The sequence below is a fragment of the Nocardia sp. FDAARGOS_372 genome, from assembly GCF_002554515.1.
Lineage (GTDB): Bacteria > Actinomycetota > Actinomycetes > Mycobacteriales > Mycobacteriaceae > Nocardia > Nocardia farcinica.
In genome coordinates this window covers 1,664,518-1,690,605 of sequence record NZ_PDDW01000001.1, presented here as the reverse complement: position 1 = coordinate 1,690,605, position 26,088 = coordinate 1,664,518, and the positions used below count along the sequence as shown (strand labels likewise).

Below are 26,088 nucleotides of genomic sequence, written 5' to 3'. Positions count from 1 at the left end.
TCCCGACTCGGGGGTTGTGAGCGGTTCAGGGGATGGTTTCGTCGGCGAGGCGCTGGAGGTAGCCGGCGAAGCGGCGGCGGTCTTGTTCGTTCCATGTCGCGGTGAGCTGGTCGAAGCAGCGGCGTTGCCAGTCGTGGGATGCGCTCAGCAATTCGGTGCCCGCGCCGGTGAGCTGCACGACGACACGGCGGCGGTCGCGTGCGGAGTCGCCGCGGGCGAGGTACCCGGCGGCGACGGCGTCGCGCACCATGCGGCTGGCGCCGGAGTGGTCGAGCCCGAGCTGCTCGGCCACATCGGTGACGGTCGCTTCCTCGCCCGTGCGTAGCGCGGCGGCGACGGCTTCCACGACCTGGATGTGCTGCACGCGCCGCAGCTCCGCGTCGGTGTTCGCGGCGACGCGCGTGAGTGCCTGGTTGCTCCAGCGGCGCGACCAGAACCGGACCAGCCGAAACAGGGCGGGGCCACCATCGGTCGCGGCGGCGTCGGCCGGGGCGGTGGCTGCTCGGGCGGTGGTGTTTCGAACGTCGCGTGTACCCACCCTCGACATCGTATGCGATACGCACGTATCGTTGTGTGCGTATCGCATACAAATTGGCCTTCGGGCTCGTACCGCAGGAGGTGGCGATGTCCATCGTTCTCGATCACACGATCATCCCCGCGACCGACAAGGTGGCCGCGGCAACGTTTTTCGCCGAGTTGATGGGCTTGGCGGTATCCGCCCCGAGCGGGCCGTTCGTGCCCGTGCGCGTCAACGACGACCTGACGTTCGACTTCGACGACCGCGGCCGGGTCGAGCCCGGCCATTACGCGTTTCGCGTCGACGACGACACCTTCGATGCCGTGCTGGCGAGGCTGGCGACATGGCCCGCCGTGGAGTACGGCTCCGGCCCGGAACACGGGTGGGACCGCCGGATCAACCACTTGGCCGGCGGCCGCGGTGTCTACGTGCACGCCCCCGACGGCCACAGCTACGAGCTGCTCACCGCCTGAGCGGCACTAGCCGGTGTGCTCGCGTCCGAAGATCTGCCGGGCCAGCACCCACTTCTGGATCTCGTTGGCGCCCTCGTAGATCTCGCCGATCTTGCTGTCCCGGTAGATGGCCTCCACCGGTCCTGGGGTGTCGTCGGCGCCGAGTGAGCGCACGAAGCCCATGCCGCCGAAGGCCTGGACGGCGTCGCGGGCGATGCGCGCGGCCAGCTCGGTGCCGCGCAGTTTGGCCATCGCGGCCTCGGGTTCGGGGAAGCGCTCGCCCGCGTCCAGCCGGAGCGCCGCTTTCAGGTACAGGCTGCGAGCGGCCTCCAGGTCGGCGGCGTAGTCGGCCATGCGGAACTGCCAGTGCTGCGTGGACGCCAGCGACCCGCCGAAGGCGTGGCGCGACTTCAGGTGGGCGACCGTGCGATCGAAGGCGGCCTGCGCCATGCCGACACCCGCGGCGCCGATGCCGATGCGGCCGTAGGTGAGTGTCTGGAGGGCGATGCGCAGGCCGTCGCCGACTCGGCCGAGCACCGCGTCGGGTCCGAGGCGTACACCGTCGAGGAGCACGTCGGCGGTGATCTGCCCACGATTGCCGAGCTTGCGGTCGGGCGTACCGATGGTGACGCCCGGCGTCGAGGTCGGCACGATGAAGGTGGTGAGGGCCTCGCCGGTGCGGGCGAGTACCACCACCACGCCGGCGACCACGGAGTTGGTGATCCAGCGTTTGCGGCCGTGCAGGATCCAGCCGTCCCCGTGCGGTTCCGCGACGGTCCGGACCGCGGCGGGGGAGAGGTCGCTGGACGCGCCGGGCTCGCTGGTGGCGAAGGAGCCGACGATCTCGCCGGTCACGATCGGCCGCAGCCAGCGCCGCCGCTGCTGGTCGGTGCCCTGGGCCAGCGCCGTACCGGCGAGGATGCAGTGCACGTCGTAAATGGCGGCGACGCTGTTGGAGTGGTAGGCGAGTTCCTCCACCACGACGGCGGTCGCGGTCGCGCGATGTGCCAGGTTCTCGCCGCCCACGTCGGCGGGGAAGGGGATGCGGAACAGGCCCTCGGCGCCCATCGCTTCGAAGGCGTCGCGGGGGAAACCGTCGAGCCGTTCGTCACCGTCGGCGATGCGGGCGGCGACGGGGGCGACGGCGGCGTCGGCGAAGCCGCGCACCCGCGTCCGCACCGCGCGGACCTCCGGCGGCGACAGCAGGTCGTGGTAGAGGCGATCGGCCAGCCGTTCCGGGGCGGGCGCGGGGTCGGCCACCACGGTGAGGGCGCGAGTGTCGGGCGGGGTCATCGGATTCTCCTGGATCGGGGATCGGTCCCTCCGGGTGTATCCCGGTCGCGTCGGCGGGTGCGCCACCGATCACGATGCCCGACGCGAATCCCGGCTCGCCGATCCGGGATTCGGCATATGCGGACGGTCAGGTGCGCCCCTGCCGCTCGGCGAGGGTCACGTCACCGGCGGCGAAATGGGTGGGCGGGGTCTCGCGCAGGATCACCCGGATGGTCGGCAGCGGGGCGTGCAGGGCGCGCTGGGCGGCGGCGGTGAGTTCGTGGATCAGCTGCCGCAGTTGCCGGGGGTCGCGCCCGGCGGCGATGGTGACCTCGATGATCGGCATCTCAGCCGCCCGCCACGGTGACCGAACCCAGATGGGTGAAGTGCGCGGCGATCCGGGCACCGGGTGCGACCGGCACCGCGTCGGTCATCCCGCCGGTGAGCACCACCCAGCCGGGCTCGATGGCCAGCCCGCGCTCGGCGAGGGTGTTGGCCGCGAACGCCAGCGCCTCGGCGGGGTGCCCGTGCACGGCGGCGCCGGTCGCGGAGTCGACCACCTCACCGTCGACTTCCAGCAGGCATGCTTCCAGCGCGAGATCGAGGTCCTCGGGTCGCCGCGCGATCGGGCCGGTGACGTAGCGGCCGGAGGAGTTGTTGTCGGCGACCGCGTCCATCATCGAGAACCGGTAGCCGGAGAACCGGCTGTCGATGATCTCGATCGCCCCGAGGACGTGGTCCACCGCGGCCAGCGCGGTCGCCGCCGACACTCCCGGACCGGCGAGCCTGCGGCCCATCACGAACGCGATCTCCGGTTCGGCACGCGCCTGGATCAGCCGCGCGCGCGGCACGGGCGCGCCGATCGGCAGGATCATCGCATCGGTCAGCCAGGCCGTCGACGGCGCGTCCACCCCGACCTGCCGCTGCTTGGCCTTCGACGTGACACCGAGTTTCACCCCGGTCAGCCGCTCGCCGCGGGCCAGCCGCAGCCGTAAGGCGATGTCCTGGGCGGTGTAGGCGGTCGCCAGGTCCAACCCGTCCCAGTCCGCCGCGATCGAGGTCCGCGCGGTGGCGGCCTCCTCGGCCCGCAGCAGCACGTCGGCCACCCGGGCCGCACTCCACGCCTGATCGGTCACTGTTCGTCCTTTCCGCCGAGCACGGCGGTGACGCTGCCGAGCCCGCTGATCGTCGCCGCCACGGCGTCCCCCGGCGCCACCGGGTAGGCGCGGGTCATCGATCCCGGCAGTACCACGTGCCCGGGTTCGAGCGTCACCCCGAGCGGGCCGACCGTGTTGGCCAGCCACACCAGGGCGTTGAGCGGTGAGCCCAGCACGGCGCCGCCCGCGCCGGTGGCGGTGAGCTCGCCGTTGATGTGCAGGGTGCAGCCGAGCAGCCGCAGATCCAGCTCCGCGAGTGGCACCGGCCGGCTGCCCAGGATCACCCCGCCGGAGGAGGCGTTGTCGGCGATGGTGTCGAAGATGCCGATGCGCCAGTCCTTGATCCGGGAGTCGACGATCTCGAGCGCGGGCAGCACGAAATCGACCGCCCGCGCCGCCTCGGCCGCGGTCACCCCGGGGCCGGTCAGCGGGCGGCCCAGCACGAAGGCCACTTCGGGTTCGATGCGGGGTTGCAGGAACCGCCGGGCCGGGATCGGCTGGTGCTCGAGATGGAACATGCTCGCGGTGAGGTGACCGAAATCGGGTTGGTCCACGCCCATCTGACGCTGGATCGCCCGCGAGGCCAGGCCCACCTTGTGGCCCTTGACCACGTCACCGGCCAGCGTCCACTGTTCGACCTGCCGCTGTTGGATGCGGTAGGCCAGCTCGATCGACGCGTCCGGATGCTCCGGTGTCAACGGGTCGATCGGCTGGCCCGTGCGGTACACCTCGAGCAGCCGGTCGGCCGCCTTCCGCGCGGTGGTTTCGGATTCCATCGGCACCTCTGTTCTCGCTCGGGATGTGGGGTCAGCCTGCCCGCCGGACCGGCGCGAACCCGGCGGCCGGGTCGTCGCGCAGGGCCAGCGGGCCGCGGTCGTGGGCGTCGGCGATGGCGCGGGTGATCTCGTGGGCGGCGCCGACGACACCGCGCTCGAGCTGGGCCCGCCGTTGCGCGAAGCGGGTGGCGGGCACGCTCATGCTCACCGCCGCCACCACCGAGCCGAGATCGTCGCGCACCGGCGCGGCGACGCAGTGCACTTCGCTCACCGTCTCGCCCAGGTCGACGGCCAGCCCGGCCGTGCGCACCCCGGCGAGGGTGTCGGTGAGTGCCTGCGGATGGGTCACGGTCGCCGGAGTCAGCCGCCGCAGCGGGCGCATCGCGAGATAGCGGCGCAGTTCGATCTCGTCGAGCTGGGCGAGCAGCACCTTGCCGACGGCCGTCGAATGCGCGTCGAGCCGGGTGCCCACGCGCGCGCCCTGCACGGTGATGTTGTGGTTGCCGAGGATCTTGTCCACGTAGAGCACGTTCCAGCGGTCCATCACCGCCAGATGCGTTGTCTCGCCGTGTTGTTCGACGAGGCGCTCGAGGACCGGCGCCGCGCACGAGCGGACGTCGACGGTGCTGCGCAGGGTCTCACCCAACTCCACCACCCGCCACCCCAGCCGGTACCGGCCGCGGGTGCGGCACTGCAACAGGCCGGTGTCGACCAGGCTCGACAGCAGAGCGTGCGCGCTCGACCGCGGCACCTCGATGGCGGCGGCGACCTCCGAGACTCCCCATTCCGGCTGCTGCGCCGTGAACAGGTCGAGCACCGGTCCGATCTTCTGCACCGTCTGCAGCGTCGCCACGTCGGGTCCGTCCTTTCCGCGATCACCACCGGGCCGTGGCGTCCGCCTGCGACCCTTGTGATCGGGAACACTAGGAGTTCCCGCGCGGGTGGGACATGGCTGACAACGCACGGAACCATGACTGTCCGCGCATCGGCGGCTGCCCGGAGTGCAGGCGGTGGGTTTTCGGCCCGGTTGCCGTGGGCCGGTGGTCCTCGGACTCGCGGGCCGTTCGTCCCTGGTAGGACGGACCGATCGGGGGCATGCTCAGGGGGACGGAGGCGGTTGCCGAATGGGAAAGGAAGCCGAGATGAGTGCAGACAGTGTTCCCGGGGAGCGGCCCGGCGCGCCGATCGTGGTCGCCGTCGACGGATCGCCGAGCTCGCATCAGGCCGCGGAGTGGGGCGCGGTGGCCGCGAGCTTGCACGATGTGCCGTTGCACCTGATCGCCTCGGTGGCCGTGATCGGCGGGTTCGCGCCCGCCATGAGCGTGCCGCAGGCCGAGCTGACCTGGATGCGCGACGACGGTGAGCGCATCGTCGCCGAGGCGGCGCAGGTGGCGCGGGAGGCGGTGCGGGAATCGGCGGTGCCGATCACCACCGAGGTGACGATGGATCTCATCATCCCGACCCTGCTGGACCGGTCGAAGTCGGCGCGGACCGTGGTGGTGGGCAGCCGCGGGCTGGGCGCGTTCCAGCGCGGGCTGCTCGGCTCGGTGAGCACGGCGGTGGTGCGGCACGCGCACTGTCCGGTGACGGTCATCCACGAGCGCTCGGCCACCGATTCGGTCTCGCTCGGCAAGCCGGTGCTGGTGGGTGTCGACGGCAGCGAATGCAGTGTCGCCGCGGTGCAGTACGCCTTCGCCGAGGCGGCGCGCCGCAAGGTGGATCTGGTCGCGCTGCATTCCTGGAGCGACGCGAGCACCATCGCGCTGCCCGCGAACTGGGACGACGTCGCCGAGGAGGAGCGCGCCGTGCTGGCCGAGCGGCTGGCCGGGTTCGCCGAGCAGTACCCCGACGTGCAGGTCCGCCGGATCGTGGTGCCCGACCGCCCGGTGCGCGCACTGCTCGACGCCTCCGCCGATGCCCAGCTGGTGGTGGTCGGCAGCCGGGGCCGGGGTGGTTTCACCGGGATGCTGCTCGGCTCGACGAGCAATGCGCTGTTGCATGTGGTGGAGTGCCCGATCACCGTGATCCGCCATCGCTGACTTGTCTACTTGTCTGCGGAGTTGCTACAGTTCGCCGTGATGACGAACTACGCGCTTCTCCTGCTTCACCGCCACGGCGGGGTCTGACCGACCGGCCCCCCGCCGTGGCTGTGGGGTGTGCGCCGGTCGAACCGCCGACCGTCAGGAAGCAGGAGAAGCATGTCCGCCACCGTGTTTCCCACCCTCTCCACGCCCGTCGGGGAGATCCCCGCGACCGCGCCCGCCTGGAATCGCCAGCGACGCTCGCAGATGCCCTCGCACCGCTACCGCGATGTCCACTCCCGTGTCGAGGTACCGCTGACCGACCGGCAGTGGCCCACCCGCCGGTTGACCGAGGCGCCGCTGTGGGTGCCGGTCGATCTGCGCGACGGCAACCAGGCACTCGCCGAGCCGATGGACCCCGCCCGCAAGCGGCGATTCTTCGAACTGCTCGTCGCGATGGGCTACAAGGAAATCGAGGTCGGCTACCCGTCGGCCTCGCAGACCGACTTCGACTTCGTCCGCCTCCTCGCCGACACCGACCTCGCCCCGGACGACGTCACCGTCGTCGTCTTCACCCCGGCCCGGCGCGACCTGATCGAGCGCACGGTCGAGTCCATCCGCGGCATCACCAATCCGGTGGTGGTGCACATGTACACCGCGACCGCACCCACCTGGCGCGAGGTCGTGCTCGGCCACGACCGCGCCGCACTGCGCGCGCTGATCCTCGACGGCGGCCGCGAGGTGCTGCGCTGCGCGGGCGACCTGCCCACTGTGCGTTTCGAGTTCTCGCCGGAGGTCTTCAATCTCACCGAACCGGATTTCGTGCTGGAGATCTGCGACGCGATGACCGAGCTGTGGCAGGCCACCCCGCAGCGCCCGGTGATCCTGAACCTGCCCGCCACCGTCGAGGTCGCCACCCCCAACGTCTACGCCGACCAGATCGAATACATGCACCGCAACCTCGCCCGCCGCGACAGCGTCATCCTCTCGGTGCACCCGCACAACGACCGCGGCACCGGCATCGCGTGCGCGGAACTCGCGGTGCTCGCCGGCGCACAACGGGTGGAGGGCTGCGTGTTCGGCAACGGCGAGCGCACCGGCAACGTCGACATCGCCACCCTGGCGCTGAACCTGCACGCCCAGGGCGTCGACCCGATGATCGACTTCTCCGACATCGACGAGATCCGCCGCACCGTCGAATACTGCAACCGCGTCGAAATCCACGCCAGGCACCCCTATGTCGGCGACCTGGTGCACACCGCGTTCAGCGGCACCCACCAGGACGCCATCAAGAAGGGACTGGCCGAGCATCGCGCGCGAGCGGCCGCCCGCGGTGTTCCCGAACGCGAGATCGACTGGCGGGTACCGTATCTGCCGATCGACCCGGCCGACATCGGCCGCAGCTACGACGCGGTGATCCGGGTCAACTCCCAGTCCGGCAAGGGCGGGATCGCCTACCTGCTGGAGTCGGAATACGGCACGGTGCTGCCGCGGCGGTTGCAGATCGATTTCGCCCGCCACGTCCAGCAGCACACCGACGACACCGGACGGGAGGTGACGGCGGCGGAACTGTGGTCGCTGTTCAGTGCGGTGTATCTGCGCGAGGGGGAAGCGGATGCGCCGCAGGACGATCCGGGCCATCGGCTCGGCATCGACGGGGTGGTCGCCTCCGGGGCGAGCGCGGCGGAGCTGGGCGCGGCACTGCGGCGGCACGGCGTCGAGCTCGAGGTACTCGCCGTGCACCACACCACCGTGACGGGCGAGCCGCTGGCATTGGTCGAATATCGCGACGGCGCGGGCGTGCGATGGTCGGCAGGCCGGGGCCGCACGGCGGGCGACGCGGTGGGGAACGCCGTGGCGGCCGCGGTGGGCCCGGCCACCGCACCGGCGCGCGCCGTCGCCGAGGTCCGGCCGGGCTGAGGCGCTGCCGCGCTCCGCGGGCCGGGACGGGCCCCGGCCGAGGGCGCGGTGCCGGCCGCGGCGATCCTCACTGCCCGCGGCCGCCCGGCTCGTGATGCGCCACGACGAGGACGCTGGTTTCGGCCGCGCCGCGGCGCCGGATCCGGTGCGGCACCGCGGCGTCGAAGTAAGCGCTGTCACCGGCGGCGAGAACCGTCACCTGCTCGCCGTGGTGCAGCTCAGCCTCCCCGGTCAGGACGTAGACGAACTCCTGGCCGGGGTGTTCGGCGTGCACGTAGTCCTCGGTGTCGTCGTGCGGGCGCAGCACGAACGGCGTCATGGACTTGCCGAGCATGGCCGTGGCGAGCGTACGGTAGCCGGGGCCGCCGGTGTCGTCGGCGGCGCGGTCGATCACCAGGGAGCGGGATGCGCCGTCGGTGGCGAACAGCTGCCCCACATCGACCCCGAGTGCCTTTGCGATCTTCAGCGCGACCGCGATCGAGGGGTTGCTCTGCTCCCGCTCGATCTTGGACAGGTAGCTCTTGGTGAGCCCGGCCTGCGCCGCGACCTCCTCCAGGGTCAGTCCGCGCTGCCTGCGCACCGCCCGTACCAGCGAAGACACCGTCCCTCCTGTCTGCGGCGTCCGGACACTTGGTAGCACTATACGACACCGCACGCGCGGCGCCGTGGCGCGAGGGGAACGCCACGGCGCCGCGCTCGACCTCAGTGCGCGATGCCGGTCGCGCCGAGGCCGGCGAGCATGTCGCGCAACCGGTTCCGGTCCGCCTCCACGAGCGGAAGCAGCGGCGGTCGGGGGTCGCCGGTGGCCTCGCCCAACAGGTCGAGGCCGGCCTTGACGGTGATGGGCAGGCCACCCGCCACGATGAATCGCAGCAGAGGTCCGAGATCGCGGTAGTGCGCGGCCGCGGCCTCGTGGTCGCCTTCGCGCACCGCCGCATACAGGTCGAGGCAGCTGCGTGGCGCCAGACAGGCGGCCGCGGTGCACCACCCGGTGGCACCGTTGACCAAGGCGTCCAGCACGAGTGGGTTGCTGCCGTTGTAGTAGGGCAGTTCGCCCTCGCTCAGCTCGCGGATCGCGAGCATGCGGCCGAGATCGCCGGTCGATTCCTTGACCATGGTGAGGTTGTCGATGTCGCGGAACATCGACACCAGCAGTTCCGGGCTCATGTCGATGCCGCTGGTGGCGGGATTGTTGTAGGCCATCAGCGGCAGGCCGATCGCGTCGGCGACGCTGCGGTAGTGCTGCACGACTTCGCGGTCGGACAGTTTCCAATAGGACACCGGCACTACCATCACCGCATCGGCCCCCGCGCGTTCGGCGTACTGTGCGCGGCGGATCGTGGTGGCGGTAGTGAGGTCGGAGGCGCCGACGACGACGGGGACGCGCCCCCCGACGGCGGCCACGGTCGTGTCGACGACCAGGTCGTACTCCTGCTCGGTGAGATAGGCCGATTCGCCGGTGCTGCCCAGCGGTGCGATCGCGTGGACGCCCGCGGCGACCAGTCGCTCGACGAGCGCGGTCAGCGCGGCGGTGTCGACGGTGGTGGTGTCGCCGGGAGCGAACGGGGTCACCGGGTAGGCGATGATGCCGTGGATGGTGGACATGGGTGCTCCTGTTCGGGGTCAGCCGCTGATCGCGTCGGGGTGCCGGACCAGCGCGCGGCGCGCGTAGTAGGCGAAGTTGGCTTGGCTGCGCCGGGGCGTGAGAGTCCAGTCGTGGGCTTCGCGGGCGAGCCGGTCGGGCAGCGGCGCGATCGTCCCGGCGGCCATCGCGGCCAGTTGCAGCGCGGCCGCCCGTTCGATCAGCACGGCCAGCGAGCACGCCTCCTCGATACTGGCCCCGGCGACCACGTGGCCGTGGTGGGCGAGCAGCACGGCCTTCTTGTCGCCGAGCGCGGCGGTGATGATCTCGCCCTCCTCGTTGCCGACCGGAACGCCGGGCCAGTCGGGTAGGAACGCGCAGTCGTCGTAGAGCGGGGCGATGTCCATCTGCGAGACCACGAGGGGGATCTCGAGCATGGACAACGCCGCCACGTGGAACGGGTGGGTGTGCACGATGCACCGGACATCGGGCCGGGCACGGTAGATCCAGCTGTGGAAACGGTTGGCCGGGTTGGCCATCCCGCTGCCCTCCAGTACCTGGAGATCCTCGTCGACCAGCAGCAGATTCGCGTCGGTGATCTCGTCGAATCCGAGACCGAGCCGCTGGGTGTAGTAGGTGCCCGGCTGCTCGGCACGCGCGGTGATCTGCCCGGCGAGGCCGGAATCGTGCCCCGCGTCGTAGAGCGCGCGGCAGGTCAGCGCCAGCTTCTGCCGGGTCGTCCATTCCGACGCGCCGAAGTGCGTCGCCATGTCCTGTTTCGCCCGTTCCGTGAGCACGGTCTTGGAGTCGTTCATCGTCTCGGCCATGGAAACTCCTTCCTTCTGTGAGACACATTGAGAACGATAGGACACGAAGTGTCATATCGTCAATCGGGAAGGTGCCGAGTGGTGTGTGCAGCGCCGAAGCGCGGCCTGGCCCGCCGCACGGGTGCGGGTCACCGTCGAGCGCGGTCGAGCAGGGTGGTGACGGCGGCCGGGATCGTGCGCGCGATGAGATCGGTGTCGGGAGTGCTGTCGTAGTCTCCGGTGATGCCGAAGCACAGCGTGTCCCGGTAGCTGAGCATGGCGATGCCCAGCCGCAGGCGCATCGCGATGGGAGCGAACGGTGCGAGGTCGTGCACGTCACTGCCGAACAGGCGCAGTGTTTCCGTGGGCCCGGGCACGTTGGTGGCCAAGGCGGCGATGCCGTGTTGCGGGTAGCGCAGCGCGGCCCGCACGGTCCACGCCATCGGACCGAACGGAACCAGTCCGGCGAGTGCGATCAACGTCTGCCCGGCACCGGTCTCGCTGCCGTGTTTGAGCCTGCCCAGTTGCGTCCGCACCGCACGCAACTGGTCCACCGGGTCGGCGAGGTCCACGGGCAGCAGCGGCAGCATCACCGAGACCCGGTTGTCCAATCGCCCCCGTGCGTTCGCCGATCGGGTGGAGACGGGGGTGAGTACCCGGATCGTGTCCGGCCGTGGGCGTTCGCCCCGCGCGAGCAGCATCGCCCGCAACGCCGCGGTCACCGCGACCAGCGCGATGTCGTTGACCGTTCCGCCGAATTCCGCGCGCACGCGGTGGATGTCGTCGAGCCGGACACGGGCGACCGCGTAGCGGCGCTGCCGTCCGATCGGGCCGTTGAGGGAGGAACCACGCCGAGGATCCACGATGTTCCACACCAGCGGTGCCATGCCCAGCGCGGTGCGGGCGAGCACTCGCGGGGCCGCGACCGCCGCCCGCACCGCCTGTGCGGGCACGGTGGTGGCCCTGTGCAGGAGCCCGCGTCGCTGCGCCTGCGGTGTCTCGGCTTGCGGGGGATCGGGCGCTCGGCCGGACACCCCGGGCGGGGGGTCGCACAACCGCTCGAACAGCGACACGCCCGAGACGCCGTCGACCATGCTGTGATGGGCGCACAGGATCATCGCCCACCGGTCACCGTCGAGTTCTTCCACCACGGTGCAGTGCCACAGCGGGTGGTCGCGGTCGAGCCGCCGTTCCATCGTCGTGGCCACCAGCTGCCACAGGGCCTGCTCGTCGCGCGGCTGGGGCAGGGCCGCCCAGGTGAGGTGGTGCCCGAGGTCGAAGTCGGTATCGGGCACCCAGACCGGCGCGGAGATGTCGAGCGGGCCGCGGCGCACCTTCTGCCGCAGCCGGTCGTCCACCGCGACGCGACGGCCGAGTTCGCGCCCGAACGCGTCGCGCTCACCGGGCTTGCCGCCGAGTATCGCCACCACCCCGATGCCGGCGCTGACGTGTTGATCGGTGTCCTCGAGCTCCAGGAAGCCCGCGTCGAGCGGGCCCAGCCGGCTCATCGCCACGGTCCGCGGGGCAGCAACCGGACCAGGAATGCGCCCGATACCGCCGCCATCGCCGCCGCCATCACCAGCCCGCCACCCCCGCCGATCAGCGCGATCAGCGCGACCGGCTGCCCGGGTTGCCACAGCGGCGTGGTGAAGGCGGTGAAGGCCGCAAGGCCCGCCAGCCACGCCGCTGCCGTCGCCGCGATCCAACGGGCCGCCCGGTCCACCAGATCGCGCAGCACGAACCACTGTGCGGTGCCGATGGACAGCAGGATCACCACGCCGCCGAGCACCATCGTCGTCGCGGTGAGTGTCGGCGCCCAGCCCCGCAATCCGTCGGTCAGTACCAGGAGTGCGCCCACCGACCACGCGACGAGTGCCCCGACGACGGTGGCCGCGACCCAGTTCCGGCCGCGTAACGCGGGGAGCACCGGGCGCAGCGCCCTGGCCTGGAACCAGCCAAGCACCGCACCCTCGACCGCGCCCGCCGAGAGCAATGCGACCGCTGCCACGGCGCCGGCGCGATCGGCCACCAGCGCTCCCACCACCGCGGGGACCCCGAAACCCAACAACTCGCCGAGGGTGACCAGGCCGAACCATCGGCGCCACAGCCACTGTCGGGAGCCGGTGGTCGCGACGGCCGGATGGGGAGGGACGGCGGCGACGGTGCGGGGGTGGGAGCTCATGGTTTCGATGATCCTCCGCGGCCGCCGGTTATGGCAGGCCCGAAAGCCACCGCGCGCAGGGTCCGGTCGCTCCGTCCCGTGGGCCGATGTCGGGACATGCGACTCGCCGGACCGGGCCCTGTGGCCCTGCCGGGACCGGCCCGCGCGGCGGACCGTGGAGACAACGACAACGAGGGAGAATCCGATGCGCGCACGAATCGTCCACGAATCGATGTTCGGTAACACCGCCGCGGTGGCCGAGGCGATCGCCCGCGGTCTGGCCGGACATGTCCATGTCGAACTGCTGAACGTGGCCGCCGTCGCCGACCTGCCCGATTCGCCGGTCGACCTGCTGGTGGTCGGCGGGCCCACGCACGCCTTCGGGCTCAGCCGCGCCCGCACCCGCCTGGACGCCGCCGGTCAGACCGATCGGCCGGTCGAGACCGAGATCGGCATCCGGGAATGGCTGGCCGACACCTCCCCGGTGCCGCCGGACACCGCGGCCGCCGCGTTCGGGACCAAGGTGGGCAAGCCGCCGTGGCTGCCCGGATCTGCGGCGCGCGGGATCGGCAAGCGACTTCGGGCGTTGGGGTTTCAGCTGATCGACGAGCCGAGGGATTTCTACGTCGACGGTACGCCGGGGCCGCTGGCGGCGGGCGAACTCGACCGCGCGGCCGCCTGGGGTGCGCACCTCGGCGCGACAATGACCGCGCGGGCGGCGGCCCAGCACTCCTGACGGTGCCGGCTCAGGGCGAATCTCGCTGCGCCGCATGGTATGCCGCGATCGCGGTGGGCAACGTCGGATACAGGTACTGCGCACCGATGCGGGTGGTCGACCCGGCGGCGTCGAGGGCCACCCGTTGGTCGCGCGCGGCCAGCGCGCGTCGACGGAAGTCCTCGGCATTGGCGAAGCACAACGGCGCGTCATAGCGATAGATCAACAGCCCGGGGACGGGTTCGGCGCGCGGGTAATCGTCGATGTCGTGCATGCCCGTCAGTCCCGGGACCACGCCGTAGCGCTCGCCGAGGGCGAGCACCGCGACGAGAGTGGCCAGCGCCAGCACGAGTTCACTGCGCCGGAATCGGCCGATCCGGCGTAGTTCGGCCACGTCGATCAGGCGCAGCGCGGCATAGATGACCAGGGCCGCCGGCGCGGCCGTGGGGAACGCCGCGTGCACCTCCCGCGCGCCGATCGGTACCGCCGCCACCGCGGCCAAGGTAACCAGTGAATACAGCTGGGTCCTGGCGTGCATGGCATCGGCGATGGTGGTGCGGCTGCCGCTGCAGCTGACCGGGAACCCGTGCAGCGCACCCGAGGCCAGATCGGTCGCGGCGAGTTCGGCATCGGCGGCTACGTGGTGGCCGTGGCGGGCGGCGAACGCGCGGGTGGTGAGGGCGTTGTCGGAGAATCCCGCCACCGCGATCCCCACGGCGGGCAGGACCAGAGCGGTCGGGTCGGCCGACACGATCATGACAGAACTCGGCATGATGGGCCGGATGACGCCGCGGAGAGTCCTTGGTCCCGACGCAGCGAGCACGAGTGCCCTGCCCCCGACGAGCGGGCTCGACCACACTGGAAGACAACCGCGGCTACCCACGCTCGACGAGCATCCCCTCGCCGCGGTGCACGTCTACTCCGGAGGAGTTCTGCCATGTCGCTGACGAAACCGCTGGCGGTGACCGCGGCACTGGCCGCGGGATACTGGTTCGGGCTACGCGAACGCTGCGTCCGCTGGGGCGCCACCGCCACCGAAGCCGCTGCGCCGATGCCGGGCGACGAACTGCTCGCCGCCCCCGACCTGACGACCACCCGGGCGGTGACGATCGCCGCCGAGCCTGCCGCGATCTGGCCGTGGCTCGTCCAGTTCGGACCCGGCCGTGGCGGCGCCTACACCTATGACTGGATCGAGAACCTGTTCGGGCTGAACATGCACAGCGCCGACCACATCCTGCCGCAGTTCCAGCAGGTGAGCGTCGGCGACTCCTTCGCGCTCGGGCCCGGTGGGCCGCGGATGGCCGTGCGGATCGTCGAGCCCGAGCGGGCGCTGGTGTTCGCGGCCGCGGACGGCACCTGGGTATGGTCGTTCGCCCTGCGTCCGGTCGCCGGTGGCACCCGGCTGATCAGCCGCAATCGCATCAGGGCGGCGAGCCGCGTGCCCGGCACGACGGTCGCCTACGCCCTCGTCATGGAACCGGCCAGCTTGGTGATGGAACGAAAGATGTTGCTGGGCTTCAAGGAACGGGGTGAACGCACCCAGGCGCGCCTGCGGGAGCTCGATGCCATCGACGCGCTGCCACAGCCGGCCGCGGCGGGCCGATGAGCGCGGACACCGCCGACCCCGTCGTCGTGGGCGTCGACGAGTCCGTCGAGTCGACCGCCGCGGTGCGCTGGGCAGCCGCCGAAGCCGTCCGCCGCGGCGCTCCACTGCATCTGGTCTATGCGATGGGCGCGGCGATCGACCTGGGCCCACGGCTGGGCGTGGTGGCCTTCCACGACCAGAGCCATCGCGACGCTGGCGCTGCGGCTGTGGCGGCGGCCGCCGAGGCCGCCGCGCGTGCAGTTCATCCGCAGCCCGTGGACATCGCCGGGTTCGTGGACGGACCGGCACCCGTGCCCGCATTGGTGCGCCGCTCGCGCGAGGCGCAACTGCTGGTGGTCGGCACGCGCGGGATGGTCGCCTTCGAACGGGTTCTGCTCGGGTCGGTCAGCACGGCGCTGGCCGGGCGCGCGCGCTGCCCGCTGGTGGTCGTCCCCGCTGCCGAGGTTCCCGGATCGCCGGGTCTGCCGGTGCTCGTGGGGGTGGACGGTTCCGACAGCGCCGCCCACGCCCTCGATGTCGCGTTCGCCGAGGCGTCGGCGCGCGCGACCGCCCTGGTCGCGGTGCTGGTGCGGCAGAGTCCGCAACGGCAGGCGAGGCCCGGACCGCCGGAGTCCGCCGACGCTCTGCTGGCCCGCAACCTCGTCGGTTACTCCGAGAAGTACCCGGACGTGCCGGTGACCCGGCTCGTCCGTGACGGCGACCCGGCACCGGTGCTGATACGGGAGTCCGCGGATGCGCAACTGATGGTGTTGGGCAGTCGTGGACGCCGCGGTCTCGCGGCCGCGACGCTGGGCTCGGTCGGTCGGGCGGTGCTGCACGATGCCCGAATCCCGGTGATGATCGTCGCCTGAGCGGTCGTGCGGCACATCGCCTGTGCGGCGTCGATCGCTCGGGTCCGAGGGCGGAAGTGCGGGGTGGCGTGGCGTGGGTGGGCTGTTCGCGGCACGCCCACCCACGCCGGGCATCGACGTTACCGGCCCGGTTGCGCCGGAGGAAACAGATAACTGTGAGCAAACTACAAACGGTGGTTGTCGATAGCGGCGGAGGGCACGGGTTAGCATCCGCTCATGTTCAATCCCCCGGTGTCGCTCCTGGATGATCCCGTCGACCTGCGGCGGTTGCAGCAGTTCGTGTGCGTGGCGGAAGCGGGTGGGTTCAGCCGGGCGGCGCAGGTGCTGCATCTGAGTCAGCAGGCGCTGTCGAGCTCCATCGCCAAGCTCGAAAACCAGTTGGGGGTGGCGTTGTTCGATCGGGTGGGCCGGCAGGTGCGGCTCACCGCGGCGGGGGAGGAGTTGCTGTCCGGCGCGCAGGCGCTGCTGGCCGCGGGGCAGGTGCTGGCCCGGCGGGTGCGTGATGTGGCGGCGGCGCAGCGCCGCGCCTACGTGGTGGCGCACACCCCGGCGATCACCTCCGAGGAGGTCCACGCCTTGCTGGCGCCGGTCCGGCACGCCATGCCCGAGCAGTCGGTAACCGCCCGGCAAATCTATCCGTCGGAGTTGGAGCCTGCGGTGCTCGACGGGCGCGTCGACCTCGCGCTGCGCCGTGGAACGGCGGTGCCGAACGCCCTGGCGGCGGCCGTGATCGCCTACCATCCGGTGCGGATCGCGGTCGCCGCCGGGCATCGGCTCGCCGACCGCACCTCGGTCGCGGTCACCGAGTTGCGCGGCGAGCGGATCGTGGTGTGGGCGCCGCCCGGTGCGTCGTTCTACACCGATTTCATCCTGAGCACCTGCCGCCGTGCCGGTTTCGAGCCCGCGCTGGTCGTCGACCGGGTGCAGGGCACCGCGCCCGTCACCGCCGTGCTGGACTACCCCGACGCGGTCGCCTTCGTCACCGCGCCGCGCGGCCCGGCGCTCGGCGGCAGCGTCGTGGTCGTCGACGTCGAGGACCCGCCGCTCACCCCGGTCCAGGCGCTGTGGCTGCCGCACACCCGCTCGGCGGTGCGCGATCTGCTCACCACCGGCACCAACCCGCAGACCCATCCGGCCGCGCCGGTCGGCGGGTGAGGGTGCGCCGGTTCCGCGTCCGCGTGGGCTACTCCGCGCGGCGGGCCCGCACCAGCGCCACGGCGCCGAGTGCCGCTGCGACGGCGCCGACCAGGACCGCGACATAGGCGCCGCCGAGACCGTTACCGGACCCGACCGCGCCCCGGGCCGTGGCGACGACGACACCGCCGATCGCGAGACCGGCCAGTCCCGCGGCCAGGGCGGCGATCGCGGTGCGTCCGGCTCCGAACCGGTGCGGGCGGGTCAGCGCCAGGACGCCGGCGAGCACGCCCGCCAGTCCGATGAGGGCGGCGCTGCTCGCCGCGATCCGGCCGGTGCTCAGATCGGTGACTGCCGCCAGCGGGGCGGCCGCGCGCTCGGCGAGAACTCGCGAGTCGACGGCCGATCGGACGAGGGTCGACTGCGCTGCGGTGAGCAGGTGGTGGAGATCCATGGCGCGCTCCTTCGCGGACGAGTGAGGTGTCGCCTCGATCATGTCGGCGCGGCACAGCCGGAACATCCGGTGTTCGTGGACAATTCGAGGTCGGCCCGATGACGTACGCCGGGTGCGGGCATACCGCGGACTCCGGGCACGCACTACCGCGTCGGCGGTAGTGCGAAGATCCGCCGCGCGTGGGATCCGATCGCGCCGCCGCCGGGCTAGGGTGCACGCATGAGGCGTGCCTGGATCGCGGACTGGGCGGTCGCGGCCGGTGTGGCCGCGGTGCTGCTCGTCGCCGGCGCGACCGCCGACCCCGTCGCCGGCGTGCTCGACCCGCTGGGCTACGCGCTGCTGGCCGCGAGCGGACTGGCGCTGGGCGCCCGCCGCACCGCCCCGATCCCCGTGCTGATCGCGACCGGCCTGTGCGCGCTCGGGTACCAGGCCGCCGGTTTCGACGTGCCCGCGGTCGCCTTCCTGGTCGCGGTCTACGCCGCCGTGCGGGCCGGGCACCGCGTCGTCACGGTGATCGCGTCGGTGGCTCTGCTGGCGGCGCTACCGCTGGCCGCGCTCACCACCCTGCACGACACCGGCGCGGCGTTCGCGCAGGCGCGGGGTGCGCTGGAGATCGCGTGGCTGATCGCGGCAGGCGCAGCGGGGGAGGCGTTGCGCCAGGCCGAACGCCGCGCCGAGGAAGCCGAGCGCACCCGCGAGGAACTCGCGCGCCGCCGTGCCGACGAGGAGCGCTTGCACATCGCCCGCGAACTGCACGATTCGCTGACCCATCAGATCTCGGTCATCAAGGTCCAGTCCGAGGCGGCTGTCCACGTCGCGCGGAAACGGGGTGAGGAGGTGCCCGCGGCGCTGTTGGCCATCCGCGACGCGGGCCGCGAAGCCGCCAGGGAACTGCGGGCCACCCTGGAAGCGTTGCGCGACGACGGCGAACGCCCCCCGCACGGTCTCGCCGACGTGCCCGAGCTGATCGAGCGGGCCCAGGGGAGCGGCCTGGACGTGACACTGACCGTCCGCGGCGAGGTGGGCAGCGTGCCCGCCGCCGTCGAACGCACGGTCTACCGCGTCGTCCAGGAAGCGCTGACCAACATCGCCCGGCACGCCGCGGCCCGCTCCGCCGCGGTGTCGATCGAGCACCGCCCCGGTTGTCTGGTGGTGCGGGTGGAGGACGACGGCTGCGCCACCCCCGCCGCCGCGCCCGTACCGGGGGTGGGCCTGCTCGGCATGCGGGAACGGGTCACCGCGCTCGGTGGGCGGCTCCGGGCGGCGCCGCGCGACCGGGGTGGCTTCTGTGTCCATGCCGAACTGCCCGTGGTGGGTGCCCGGTGATCCGCGTCCTGCTCGTCGATGACCAGCCGTTGATCCGCAGCGGTTTTCGCGCGCTGCTCGATCTCGAGGACGACATCGAGGTGGTCGCCGAGGCGGGTGACGGCGCCGAGGGGATCGCGCTCGCGGCCCGCCATCTGCCCGACATCGCCCTGATCGACATCCGCATGCCGGTGCTCGACGGCATCGAGACCACCCGCCGCATCGCCGCGGACCCGGCGCTCGCGGGCGTGCACGTGGTGGTCCTGACCAACTACGGCATGGACGAGTACGTCTTCCACGCCCTGCGCGCGGGCGCGGCCGGGTTCCTGGTGAAGGACATCCGGCCGGAGGACTTCCTGCACGCGGTGCGGGTCGCCGCCCGCGGCGACGCCCTGCTGGCCCCCTCGATCACCCGGCGCCTGATCGTTCGCTTCGTCACCGAGCCGCTCGCTCCCGACGTCGAAACGGCCGGACTGACCACGCGGGAGCGCGAGGCCGTCGTGCTCGCGGCGCGCGGGCTGTCCAACGACGAGATCGCCGAGCGCATGGTGATCAGCCCGCTCACCGCCAAGACCCACATCAACCGCGCCATGACGAAGTTGCACGCCCGCGACCGCGCCCAGCTCGTGATCCGCGCGTACGAATCCGGCCTGGTGGCCCCGCGCCGCCGCTGAACCCACGGATCGACAACCGATGATTGTTGTTCCGGGAGAATTTTCTGTTTCACAGTTGTGGATATGGCTCCTAGCGTCGGAAGTGTCCGACCGACATGAAGGAGCTGACACATGACCGAGCTGACGGGCAAATCCGCGATCGTGGCGGCCGGGGCGAAGAACCTCGGCGGCTTGATCAGTACCCGGCTGGCCGAGCGCGGGGCGAACGTGCTCGTCCACTACCACAGCGCCGCGGGCGAGGCCGATGCCGAGAAGACCATCGCCGCGGTGGAGGCGGCGGGGGCCCGCGCGGTGCCGTTCCGCGCCGACCTCACCGAACCCGCGAACGTGACCCGGCTGTTCGACGCGGCGATCGAAGCGTTCGGAACCGTCGACATCGCCGTGAACACCGTCGGCAAAGTGCTGCGCAAGCCGATCGTCGACACCACCGAGGCCGAATACGACGAGATGTTCGCCGTCAACGCCAAGGCGGCCTACTTCTTCCTCGCCGAGGCGGGCAGGCGGCTGGCCGACAACGGCCGGATCGTCACCGTGGTCACCTCGCTGCTGGCGGCCTTCACCGACGGCTACTCCACCTACGCCGGATCCAAGAGCCCTGTCGAGCACTTCACCCGCGCCGCCGCCAAGGAGTTCGCCGCGCGCGGCATCGCGGTGAACAATGTCGCGCCCGGGCCGATGGACACGCCGTTCTTCTACCCGCAGGAGACGCCGGAGCGGGTGGAGTTCCACAAGTCCCAGGCGATGGGCGGGCGCCTGACGCAGATCGAGGACATCGCCCCGCTGGTGGAGTTCCTGGTCACCGATGGCGGCTGGATCACCGGCCAGACCCTCTTCGCCAACGGCGGGTACACCACCCGCTGACGCCGCACCGCTCTCGATCGGGGTGCCGCGGCGCGCAGTTGAGGAACGATCGTTCTTGACTGATCGTTCCTCAACTGGCATGCTGTGGTCATGGGAAGGCCGCGGGGATTCGACGAGGACGAGGTGATCGCCGCGGCGGCGAGATTGTTCGCCGAGCGCGCCTACGACGGCGTCTCGGTGGACGACCTGGTGAACCATCTCGGCGTGCACCGCAACAGCCTGTACAAGGTGTTCGGCAGCAAGCGTGGGCTGTATCTGGCCGCGCTGCGGTGGTACGTCGAGCACCGGCTGCGCCCGGCGGTGGCTCGGCTTCGCGCCGAGCCGGGCCTGCTCGAATCCAGCTCGGCCACGGCCGAGCTGGACTTCCTGTTGCTCGCGGCGGTCGAGCGCGCGCCGGTGGATCCGGAGGTCGCTCGTGAGATCGCCGCCGCTCTGGACGCGCTCGATGCGGCCGTGACCGATGGTGCCGCACGCGACGGTGACGCCGCCGCGCTGTCGGCGACCGTCCTCGGTCTGCGCCTGCGAGCCAGGGCGAGCGGCAGCCGCCCACCCCACCCGTCCGAACCCTGATCGAGAGGAATGGCGTTGGCCAAGGTAGAGATTCACGAGGGAACGCTGGTCGTCGAGGTGGAGGGGCTGAGCAAGCTCTGGGCGCTCAAGAGCCGCCTGGAGATTCCGCTGGCCAACGTCCGCGGCGCGACGGTCGACCCCGGTGTGGCGAAGGAGTCCAAGGGCATCCGCGCGCCCGGCACCTACCTGCCGGGCGTCATCACCGCGGGCACCTTCTACACCGAGGGCGAGCGGGTGTTCTGGGACGTCCGCGACGCAAGCCGCGCCGTGGTCATCGAACTGCGCGACGAACGCTACGCCCGCCTGATCATCCAGGTCGACGACCCGCGCGCCACCGTCGAACTCGTCGACAAGGCGATCGCGGCCGCGGGCGGGCAGTAGGGACCGGCCCGGCGCGGCCGCGCGACGTCCGCGCCAGGAATTCGGTGACGGCGGTCCATCCGACGGCCCGCTCGGCGGCCGGGGCGTGCCCGCTGTCGAGCACGACCGGCTCCGCGCCGGCGATCCCCTCGAACGGCTCCCGCACCACCGCACAGCGGCGCGCGTCGGGGTGGGCGAGGCGAAGGATCAGTCGTGCGGGCTCACCGCGACCGGCGGCATCGCCTGCCAGTGCGCCAGCACGGCCGGGTCCTGCAACTCCATCCAGGCGATCACGTCGGAGTAGGTGGCGCAGACGGTTTCCGGGCGGGTGCAGGCCTCGGCCATGAAATCGGCGGTGGCGGGATTGAAGGCGTTGCCGTTCCAGTCGTTGAAGTGGTTGGCGATGACCAGCGGCGCCCGGTTGCCGTGGTAGGCCCGCTCGTACATGTAGTCGTAGGTCTGCTTGACCATGCGACGCACCTGCGGTGCGGTCGCGGGCTGATCCTGGGCCTTGTTGAAGGTGTACCAGAAGTTGTAGTCGAGGGCGGTCTGGCGGCGTTCGAAGGGCGGGGCGAACACGAACGGGATGGGGAATTCCCAGATTCCGTCGACGCGGCCGGGCCAGTAGAGGCCGGGACGGTCGGCGGGCATGGAGGAATACCAGGTCATGCCGTGCTGCTTCCACGCCGGAATCAGCTGGGACAGCGCGCCTTCCAGGCACTGGGTGCGGCCGCCGCGCACCTCCTGCGGGCCGAACAGCAGATCGGGGCCGTCGAAGAGCTGGTTGTTGGCGCGCCAGCCGGTCATCAGCGCGAAGAACTGGTCGAGTTCGTGGTTCCAGTCGGCGGTGTTCCACTGGTCGCCGTGATAGCCGCCGCCCCGGCAGAAGTGGCCGACGTAGTGGGTGCCCATCTCGTGCCCGGCCAGCCAGGTGCGGTTGAGGTAGTCGATCTGGGCGTAGACGTCCTCGGGATGACCGCCGAAGGCGATGGCCGCCTCGCCGGGGCGGTGGCCGGGGCCGCGGTAGTGGTGGCGGTTGTCGTCGGTGAGGAAGTACAGGCCGGTCATCAGGGCGGTGAAGCGCGCGTCCACCCGCTCGGCGACCTCGAGGAACATGTCCCAATTGGGTGAGAGTCCGACGCCGTCGAAGGAGAACAGGATGAACTGCGGCGGCTTCTGGCCCGGCGCCAGCTTGGTCATGGCGACGTTCGACGCCTTGCGTTGCGGTGGCGCGGGCGACGGTGCCGGCGCGGTGGTCGTGCCGGTCGTACCGGCCGGGCGATCGGCGGCGGGTTCGGCGACGCCGATGGTGCAGCCACCGGCGGCGACCATCGTGACGACGGCCGCGGCCGCCACGAGCAGTCGCCTGGTGCGCCCCCGACGTGCCCGCGCGCTCACCGGCGGTCCCGGCGGCCGCGAACACTGTGCGCACCAGACGAACTGACCCGTGCCACCATCGCCCACCCCTCGCAGAGCAATCGTTCAGCAAATCATCGGACGTTCAGCAACGTAGGTGGTCGCGTCCCCGAGAGCCAACCGACAAGCCGGGCGACAGCGAGAAACTGGCTATCCACAAATGCCGGCTGTGGACGCCTCGGCGGCCCGCAGTGCGCGCGCGGTCGCGGTGTCGTGGGCGCGCAGGTCGGTGACATGCCCTTCGAACAGCACGCGCCCGCCGTGCCTGCCCGGACCTGGCCCGAGGTCGACGACCCAGTCCGCCCGCCGCACGACCTCGAGATCGTGCTCGATGACCACCACCGTGTGGCCCCGCTCGACCAGCCGGTCCAGCACGTCCAGCAGCGTGTCGACATCGCGCAGATGCAGTCCCGTGGTGGGTTCGTCGAGGATGTAGAGGGCCGGTGCGGTGGCCTCCCGCAGTTCCTTGGCGATCTTGACCCGTTGGCATTCGCCGCCGGAGAGGGTGGTCAGCGGCTGGCCGAGGCGCAGATAACCCAGGCCGACCTCGTCGAGGTGGCCGAGCGCGGCCGCGATGGCGCGGTCGTCGAGGCGGTGCAGCGCCTCGGCGATGGTGAGATCGTCGACGTCGGCGATGGAGAGCCCGTCGACGGTGTGGCGCAGCACCTCCGGGGTGAAGCGGCGGCCGCCGCAGGTCTCGCAGACCGTCTCCTGCCCCTCCATGAAGGCCAGGTCGGTGTAGACGACGCCGAGACCACGGCAGTCCGGGCAGGCGCCCGCGGAGTTCGCGCTGAACAGCGCCGCGGGCACGTTGTTGCGCCGCGCGAACAGCTTGCGCATCGGCGTGGCGATGCCGGTGTAGGTGATCGGTGTGGAGCGGCGGTTGGTCGCCACCGGCTTCTGATCGATGACGACCGCCTCGTGCTGGGCGCGCAGTTCCGCGGCCAGACTGGACTTCCCGGATCCGGCCACGCCGGTGAGCACGGTCAGCACCCCGGTGGGCAGGTCGAGGGTGAGGTCGCGGAGGTTGTTGCGGGTGGCGCCGGTGACACGGATCTTCCCGCGCGGGGTGCGCGGCGCGCGGGTGCGCGGGCGGGTGCGGGTCAGCGCGGTCGCGGTCGGGGTGCCGGCGCGGAGCAGGTCGGCGTAGCGGCCCTGGAAGACCAGTTCGCCGCCGTGTTCGCCCGCCGCCGGACCGATTTCGACGATCTGGTCGGCGATGGCCATCACCGCGGGGTCGTGTTCGACGACCAGCACGCTGTTGCCCTTGTCGCGCAGCCGGCGCAGCAGCGCGGTCATGGCCGCGACGTCGTGCGGGTGCAGGCCGACGGTGGGTTCGTCGAAGACGTAGAGCATTTCGATGAGGCTGCTGACCAGGTGCTTGACGGTCTTGATGCGCTGGGACTCGCCGCCGGAGAGGGTGGTGGTGGCGCGGCCGAGGTGCAGGTAGCCCAGGCCGATAGTGACCAGCGCGTCGAGCCGCTCACGCAGGGCGGCCACCACGGGGGCCACCGTCGGCTCGGTGAATTCCGGTGTCAGCCCGGCCAGTTCGGCGATCTCGAGCCGGGCCAGGTCGGCGATGGTGTATCCGTGGACGGTCGCCGTCCTGGCGGCTTCGGTCAGCCGGTCGCCGTGGCAGTCGGGGCAGGTGGCCGAGCGGGTGAACCGGGCCAGGGTCTGCTGTTTGCGCTCGGAGAGGTTGTCGGCGGTGTGCAGGTAGATGCGCTCGAAGCGGGTCACCACGCCCTCGTAGTCCTTCGGCGGCGCGGTGCCGAGGCGGGCGGCGTGCTCGCCGCCGTAGAGCAGGGCCGCGCGTTCCTGCTCGCTCCACTCCCGCAGCGGGGTGTCGGCGTCGAAACTGCCGATGTCGGCGTACTGGGAGTACCAGTAGCCGCCGTTGCCGAAGCCGGGCAGCAGAATCGCGCCCTCGCGCAGCGACTTGTCCGGGTCGAGGAACCGCTCGACCGCGCTGACCACCACCTCGCCGAGACCGGAACAGGTGGGGCACATGCCCGCCGGATCGTTGAACGAGAAGCGGTTGGACTCGCCGAGGTGCGGTGTGCTCAGGCGGGAGAACAACAGACGAAGGTAGGTCCAGGTGTCGGTGATCGTGCCGACGGTGGACCTGGCGTTGCCGCCGAGGCGGCGCTGATCGATCACCACCACCGGCGACAGCCCGTGGATGTGCTCGACGTCGGGTCGCGTCCACTTCGGCATCCGGTTGCGGGCGAAGGGCGGGAAGGTCTCGGTGAGCTGGAAGCCCGCCTCGGCCGCGATCGTGTCGAACACCAGCGAGGACTTCCCCGATCCGGACACGCCGACGAAGGCCACCAGCTGCCCGCGCGGCACGTCGAGGTCGAGCGACTTCAGATTGTTGGTCCGGGCGCCCCGGAGACGGATCATGGGTTCGGCCATGCCCGCGACGCTACGACGAGATGTGGCCGGATTCCGACCGCGATTCCGGCGAGAATGAGCGCATGGCCGATGTCACCCGCCGCCTCCTCGCGCTGCTGGCCGCCCTGCAGACCGGGCGGGCGTTCGCCGGCGACGAACTCGCCGCCCGGCTGGCGGTCAGCCCGCGCACGCTGCGCCGCGACGTCGAGCGGCTGCGCGAGTACGGCTATCCGGTCCGCACCCAGCCCGGGCCGGGCGGCTACTACCGGCTCGCCGCGGGCACGACCGTCCCGCCGCTGCTGTTCGAGGACGACGAGGCCCTCGCGACCCTGCTCGGCCTGGCCCTGCTGTCGGCCACCGGCAACGCGGGCGCGGGCAGCCTCGACGACGCGGCCACCCGCGCCTACGGCAAGGTCGACCAGTTCCTGCCCAAACGCCTGCGCCCCCGCGCCGCCGCCCTGCGCGCGGGCCTCGAAACCGGCGCCCTCGCCGCCCCCGGCGCGGACGCGGCCACCCTCGGCGCCCTGGCCGACGCCATCCACCAGCACCGTGTGGTGACCTTCGAGTACACCGGCGCCGAGGGCGCGTCGTCGGCCCGCCGCGTCGAGCCGCACCGCCAGATCCACCTGCGCCTGCGCTGGTACCTGCTGGCCTGGGACACCGACCGCCGCGACTGGCGGGTCTTCCGCACCGACCGCATCACCGGGGTGCGCGTCGGCGAGCGTGTCTTCACCCCGCGCCCGCTGCCCGCCGACACCGGAATCGACTACCTGCGCGCGGGATTCGACAAACACCGGCAGCGTGTCGTGCTCACCGTCGACGCCCCGGTCGCCGCCGTCGCGGGCGCGCTGACCGGCCAGGACATGGAACTCACCGCGCTGCCCGACGGCCGCACCCGCGCGGTGCTGATGCTCGACACCTGGCAGTGGCTGGTGCTCGCCCTGGCCTTCCTCGACGCCGAGGTCACCGTCGAGGAGCCCGCGGAATTCCGCGCGGCGCTCCACCGCTTCGGCGACCGCCTGCGCGGGGGTGCCGGGTCCGGGCGGATGCCGAGCGAGTGACCACCGCGGTTCGGGGACGATCG

The 26,088-nt window shown here is 71.7% G+C and carries 27 protein-coding genes and 1 pseudogene; 13 read left to right on the top strand and 15 right to left on the bottom strand.

All coding sequences use genetic code 11. The features are described 5' to 3' along the window. Positions 1-25: 25 nt before the first annotated feature. The gene (locus CRM89_RS08405) at positions 26-547 is read right to left on the bottom strand and encodes a MarR family winged helix-turn-helix transcriptional regulator (protein WP_228821707.1); all 522 of its coding nucleotides are present in this window, start codon (positions 545-547) and stop codon (positions 26-28) included. Between the two features lie 77 nt (positions 548-624). On the opposite strand from CRM89_RS08405, the gene CRM89_RS08400 reads away from it, so the two are divergent. After that, positions 625-990, top strand: coding sequence for a VOC family protein (locus tag CRM89_RS08400; protein ID WP_011209578.1), 366 nt, complete (start codon positions 625-627; stop codon positions 988-990). Between the two features lie 6 nt (positions 991-996). Here CRM89_RS08400 and CRM89_RS08395 read toward each other — a convergent pair whose 3' ends face one another. From CRM89_RS08395 to CRM89_RS08375, 5 genes are all read right to left on the bottom strand, one after another. Further along, on the bottom strand, positions 997-2,262 hold the full coding sequence (locus tag CRM89_RS08395; RefSeq protein WP_098083682.1) for an acyl-CoA dehydrogenase family protein: 1,266 nt from the start codon (positions 2,260-2,262) through the stop codon (positions 997-999). Between the two features lie 127 nt (positions 2,263-2,389). Continuing rightward, positions 2,390-2,587, bottom strand: coding sequence for a tautomerase family protein (locus CRM89_RS08390; RefSeq protein WP_098083681.1), 198 nt, complete (start codon positions 2,585-2,587; stop codon positions 2,390-2,392). A gap of 1 nt (position 2,588) precedes the next feature. Beyond that, positions 2,589-3,377, bottom strand: coding sequence for a 2-keto-4-pentenoate hydratase (locus CRM89_RS08385; protein ID WP_098083680.1), 789 nt, complete (start codon positions 3,375-3,377; stop codon positions 2,589-2,591). After that, entirely contained in the window at positions 3,374-4,174 is an 801-nt protein-coding gene (locus tag CRM89_RS08380) for a 2-keto-4-pentenoate hydratase (protein WP_098083679.1), read from the bottom strand. The genes CRM89_RS08385 and CRM89_RS08380 overlap by 4 nt, the downstream gene beginning before the upstream one ends. Positions 4,175-4,205: 31 nt before the next feature. Beyond that, entirely contained in the window at positions 4,206-5,027 is an 822-nt protein-coding gene (locus tag CRM89_RS08375) for an IclR family transcriptional regulator (RefSeq protein ID WP_060590843.1), read from the bottom strand. Positions 5,028-5,316: 289 nt separating this feature from the next. On the opposite strand from CRM89_RS08375, the gene CRM89_RS08370 reads away from it, so the two are divergent. Continuing rightward, a complete protein-coding gene (locus CRM89_RS08370; RefSeq protein ID WP_041560173.1) occupies positions 5,317-6,213 on the top strand; it encodes a universal stress protein in 897 nt (298 codons plus the stop codon). 159 nt (positions 6,214-6,372) lie between these two features. Further along, a complete protein-coding gene (locus tag CRM89_RS08365; protein ID WP_098083678.1) occupies positions 6,373-8,115 on the top strand; it encodes a 2-isopropylmalate synthase in 1,743 nt (580 codons plus the stop codon). 67 nt (positions 8,116-8,182) lie between these two features. Here CRM89_RS08365 and CRM89_RS08360 read toward each other — a convergent pair whose 3' ends face one another. From CRM89_RS08360 to CRM89_RS08340, 5 genes are all read right to left on the bottom strand, one after another. Continuing rightward, the gene (locus tag CRM89_RS08360) at positions 8,183-8,716 is read right to left on the bottom strand and encodes a helix-turn-helix domain-containing protein (protein ID WP_098083677.1); all 534 of its coding nucleotides are present in this window, start codon (positions 8,714-8,716) and stop codon (positions 8,183-8,185) included. A 101-nt stretch (positions 8,717-8,817) separates the two neighbouring features. After that, positions 8,818-9,720, bottom strand: coding sequence for a dihydrodipicolinate synthase family protein (locus CRM89_RS08355; protein WP_098083676.1), 903 nt, complete (start codon positions 9,718-9,720; stop codon positions 8,818-8,820). Positions 9,721-9,738: 18 nt separating this feature from the next. After that, a complete protein-coding gene (locus CRM89_RS08350) occupies positions 9,739-10,524 on the bottom strand; it encodes an aldolase (protein WP_098083675.1) in 786 nt (261 codons plus the stop codon). A 128-nt stretch (positions 10,525-10,652) separates the two neighbouring features. Then, positions 10,653-12,011: a wax ester/triacylglycerol synthase family O-acyltransferase gene (locus CRM89_RS08345; protein ID WP_098086926.1), complete on the bottom strand. Its 1,359-nt coding sequence runs from the start codon at positions 12,009-12,011 to the stop codon at positions 10,653-10,655. After that, positions 12,008-12,685, bottom strand: coding sequence for a hypothetical protein (locus CRM89_RS08340; protein ID WP_228792015.1), 678 nt, complete (start codon positions 12,683-12,685; stop codon positions 12,008-12,010). The genes CRM89_RS08345 and CRM89_RS08340 overlap by 4 nt, the downstream gene beginning before the upstream one ends. Before the next feature lie 184 nt (positions 12,686-12,869). Between CRM89_RS08340 and CRM89_RS08335 the strand changes: the two genes are divergently transcribed. Further along, a complete protein-coding gene (locus CRM89_RS08335; RefSeq protein WP_098083674.1) occupies positions 12,870-13,400 on the top strand; it encodes a hypothetical protein in 531 nt (176 codons plus the stop codon). A 10-nt stretch (positions 13,401-13,410) separates the two neighbouring features. On the opposite strand, the pseudogene CRM89_RS08330 reads toward CRM89_RS08335, so the two are convergent. Further along, a pseudogene (locus CRM89_RS08330) lies at positions 13,411-14,121 on the bottom strand (SulP family inorganic anion transporter); the annotation flags it as partial. Positions 14,122-14,316: 195 nt separating this feature from the next. Between CRM89_RS08330 and CRM89_RS08325 the strand changes: the two are divergent. From CRM89_RS08325 to CRM89_RS08315, 3 genes are all read left to right on the top strand, one after another. Beyond that, the gene (locus tag CRM89_RS08325; RefSeq protein ID WP_194999066.1) at positions 14,317-14,985 is read left to right on the top strand and encodes an SRPBCC family protein; all 669 of its coding nucleotides are present in this window, start codon (positions 14,317-14,319) and stop codon (positions 14,983-14,985) included. Continuing rightward, positions 14,982-15,836 carry a universal stress protein gene (locus CRM89_RS08320; protein ID WP_098083672.1) on the top strand — a complete coding sequence of 285 codons (855 nt, stop codon included), beginning with the start codon at positions 14,982-14,984 and terminating at the stop codon, positions 15,834-15,836. Before CRM89_RS08325 ends, CRM89_RS08320 begins: the two co-directional genes overlap by 4 nt. A 216-nt stretch (positions 15,837-16,052) precedes the next feature. Further along, complete coding sequence (locus CRM89_RS08315; RefSeq protein WP_060590863.1) at positions 16,053-16,991, top strand: LysR family transcriptional regulator; 939 nt, start codon at positions 16,053-16,055, stop codon at positions 16,989-16,991. A 28-nt stretch (positions 16,992-17,019) separates the two neighbouring features. Here the strand turns inward: CRM89_RS08315 and CRM89_RS08310 are convergent, their stop codons facing one another. Further along, entirely contained in the window at positions 17,020-17,424 is a 405-nt protein-coding gene (locus CRM89_RS08310) for a DUF6223 family protein (protein WP_098086924.1), read from the bottom strand. A gap of 219 nt (positions 17,425-17,643) precedes the next feature. Here CRM89_RS08310 and CRM89_RS08305 point away from each other — a divergent pair, with 219 nt between their 5' ends. The 5 genes from CRM89_RS08305 to CRM89_RS08285 all read left to right on the top strand — a co-directional run bounded on the left by CRM89_RS08305 (position 17,644) and on the right by CRM89_RS08285 (position 21,215). Continuing rightward, positions 17,644-18,750 carry a sensor histidine kinase gene (locus CRM89_RS08305; protein WP_098083671.1) on the top strand — a complete coding sequence of 369 codons (1,107 nt, stop codon included), beginning with the start codon at positions 17,644-17,646 and terminating at the stop codon, positions 18,748-18,750. After that, entirely contained in the window at positions 18,747-19,403 is a 657-nt protein-coding gene (locus CRM89_RS08300) for a response regulator transcription factor (protein ID WP_098083670.1), read from the top strand. The genes CRM89_RS08305 and CRM89_RS08300 overlap by 4 nt, the downstream gene beginning before the upstream one ends. Before the next feature lie 111 nt (positions 19,404-19,514). Next, entirely contained in the window at positions 19,515-20,264 is a 750-nt protein-coding gene (locus tag CRM89_RS08295; RefSeq protein ID WP_098083669.1) for an SDR family oxidoreductase, read from the top strand. A 90-nt stretch (positions 20,265-20,354) separates the two neighbouring features. Next, positions 20,355-20,834, top strand: a complete 480-nt coding sequence (locus tag CRM89_RS08290; RefSeq protein ID WP_098083668.1) for a TetR/AcrR family transcriptional regulator — start codon at positions 20,355-20,357, stop codon at positions 20,832-20,834. Between the two features lie 9 nt (positions 20,835-20,843). After that, the gene (locus CRM89_RS08285; RefSeq protein WP_098083667.1) at positions 20,844-21,215 is read left to right on the top strand and encodes a hypothetical protein; all 372 of its coding nucleotides are present in this window, start codon (positions 20,844-20,846) and stop codon (positions 21,213-21,215) included. A 186-nt stretch (positions 21,216-21,401) separates the two neighbouring features. Here CRM89_RS08285 and CRM89_RS08280 read toward each other — a convergent pair whose 3' ends face one another. Beyond that, positions 21,402-22,592: a polysaccharide deacetylase gene (locus CRM89_RS08280; protein ID WP_098086923.1), complete on the bottom strand. Its 1,191-nt coding sequence runs from the start codon at positions 22,590-22,592 to the stop codon at positions 21,402-21,404. A gap of 168 nt (positions 22,593-22,760) precedes the next feature. Then, positions 22,761-25,025: an excinuclease ABC subunit UvrA gene (locus tag CRM89_RS08275; RefSeq protein WP_098083666.1), complete on the bottom strand. Its 2,265-nt coding sequence runs from the start codon at positions 25,023-25,025 to the stop codon at positions 22,761-22,763. Positions 25,026-25,087: 62 nt separating this feature from the next. Here CRM89_RS08275 and CRM89_RS31970 point away from each other — a divergent pair, with 62 nt between their 5' ends. Beyond that, a complete protein-coding gene (locus CRM89_RS31970; RefSeq protein ID WP_098086922.1) occupies positions 25,088-26,065 on the top strand; it encodes a YafY family protein in 978 nt (325 codons plus the stop codon). Positions 26,066-26,088: the final 23 nt, after the last annotated feature.

Coding starts and splice junctions, on each gene's coding strand:
- CRM89_RS08405 (WP_228821707.1), bottom strand. CDS start 547: ATGTCGAGGGTGGGTACACGCGACGTTCGAAACACCACCGCCCGAGCA.
- CRM89_RS08400 (WP_011209578.1), top strand. CDS start 625: ATGTCCATCGTTCTCGATCACACGATCATCCCCGCGACCGACAAGGTG.
- CRM89_RS08395 (WP_098083682.1), bottom strand. CDS start 2,262: ATGACCCCGCCCGACACTCGCGCCCTCACCGTGGTGGCCGACCCCGCG.
- CRM89_RS08390 (WP_098083681.1), bottom strand. CDS start 2,587: ATGCCGATCATCGAGGTCACCATCGCCGCCGGGCGCGACCCCCGGCAA.
- CRM89_RS08380 (WP_098083679.1), bottom strand. CDS start 4,174: ATGGAATCCGAAACCACCGCGCGGAAGGCGGCCGACCGGCTGCTCGAG.
- CRM89_RS08370 (WP_041560173.1), top strand. CDS start 5,317: ATGAGTGCAGACAGTGTTCCCGGGGAGCGGCCCGGCGCGCCGATCGTG.
- CRM89_RS08365 (WP_098083678.1), top strand. CDS start 6,373: ATGTCCGCCACCGTGTTTCCCACCCTCTCCACGCCCGTCGGGGAGATC.
- CRM89_RS08355 (WP_098083676.1), bottom strand. CDS start 9,720: ATGTCCACCATCCACGGCATCATCGCCTACCCGGTGACCCCGTTCGCT.
- CRM89_RS08350 (WP_098083675.1), bottom strand. CDS start 10,524: ATGGCCGAGACGATGAACGACTCCAAGACCGTGCTCACGGAACGGGCG.
- CRM89_RS08345 (WP_098086926.1), bottom strand. CDS start 12,011: ATGAGCCGGCTGGGCCCGCTCGACGCGGGCTTCCTGGAGCTCGAGGAC.
- CRM89_RS08340 (WP_228792015.1), bottom strand. CDS start 12,685: ATGAGCTCCCACCCCCGCACCGTCGCCGCCGTCCCTCCCCATCCGGCC.
- CRM89_RS08335 (WP_098083674.1), top strand. CDS start 12,870: ATGCGCGCACGAATCGTCCACGAATCGATGTTCGGTAACACCGCCGCG.
- CRM89_RS08325 (WP_194999066.1), top strand. CDS start 14,317: ATGTCGCTGACGAAACCGCTGGCGGTGACCGCGGCACTGGCCGCGGGA.
- CRM89_RS08320 (WP_098083672.1), top strand. CDS start 14,982: ATGAGCGCGGACACCGCCGACCCCGTCGTCGTGGGCGTCGACGAGTCC.
- CRM89_RS08315 (WP_060590863.1), top strand. CDS start 16,053: ATGTTCAATCCCCCGGTGTCGCTCCTGGATGATCCCGTCGACCTGCGG.
- CRM89_RS08310 (WP_098086924.1), bottom strand. CDS start 17,424: ATGGATCTCCACCACCTGCTCACCGCAGCGCAGTCGACCCTCGTCCGA.
- CRM89_RS08305 (WP_098083671.1), top strand. CDS start 17,644: ATGAGGCGTGCCTGGATCGCGGACTGGGCGGTCGCGGCCGGTGTGGCC.
- CRM89_RS08295 (WP_098083669.1), top strand. CDS start 19,515: ATGACCGAGCTGACGGGCAAATCCGCGATCGTGGCGGCCGGGGCGAAG.
- CRM89_RS08290 (WP_098083668.1), top strand. CDS start 20,355: ATGGGAAGGCCGCGGGGATTCGACGAGGACGAGGTGATCGCCGCGGCG.
- CRM89_RS08285 (WP_098083667.1), top strand. CDS start 20,844: ATGGCGTTGGCCAAGGTAGAGATTCACGAGGGAACGCTGGTCGTCGAG.
- CRM89_RS08275 (WP_098083666.1), bottom strand. CDS start 25,025: ATGGCCGAACCCATGATCCGTCTCCGGGGCGCCCGGACCAACAATCTG.
- CRM89_RS31970 (WP_098086922.1), top strand. CDS start 25,088: ATGGCCGATGTCACCCGCCGCCTCCTCGCGCTGCTGGCCGCCCTGCAG.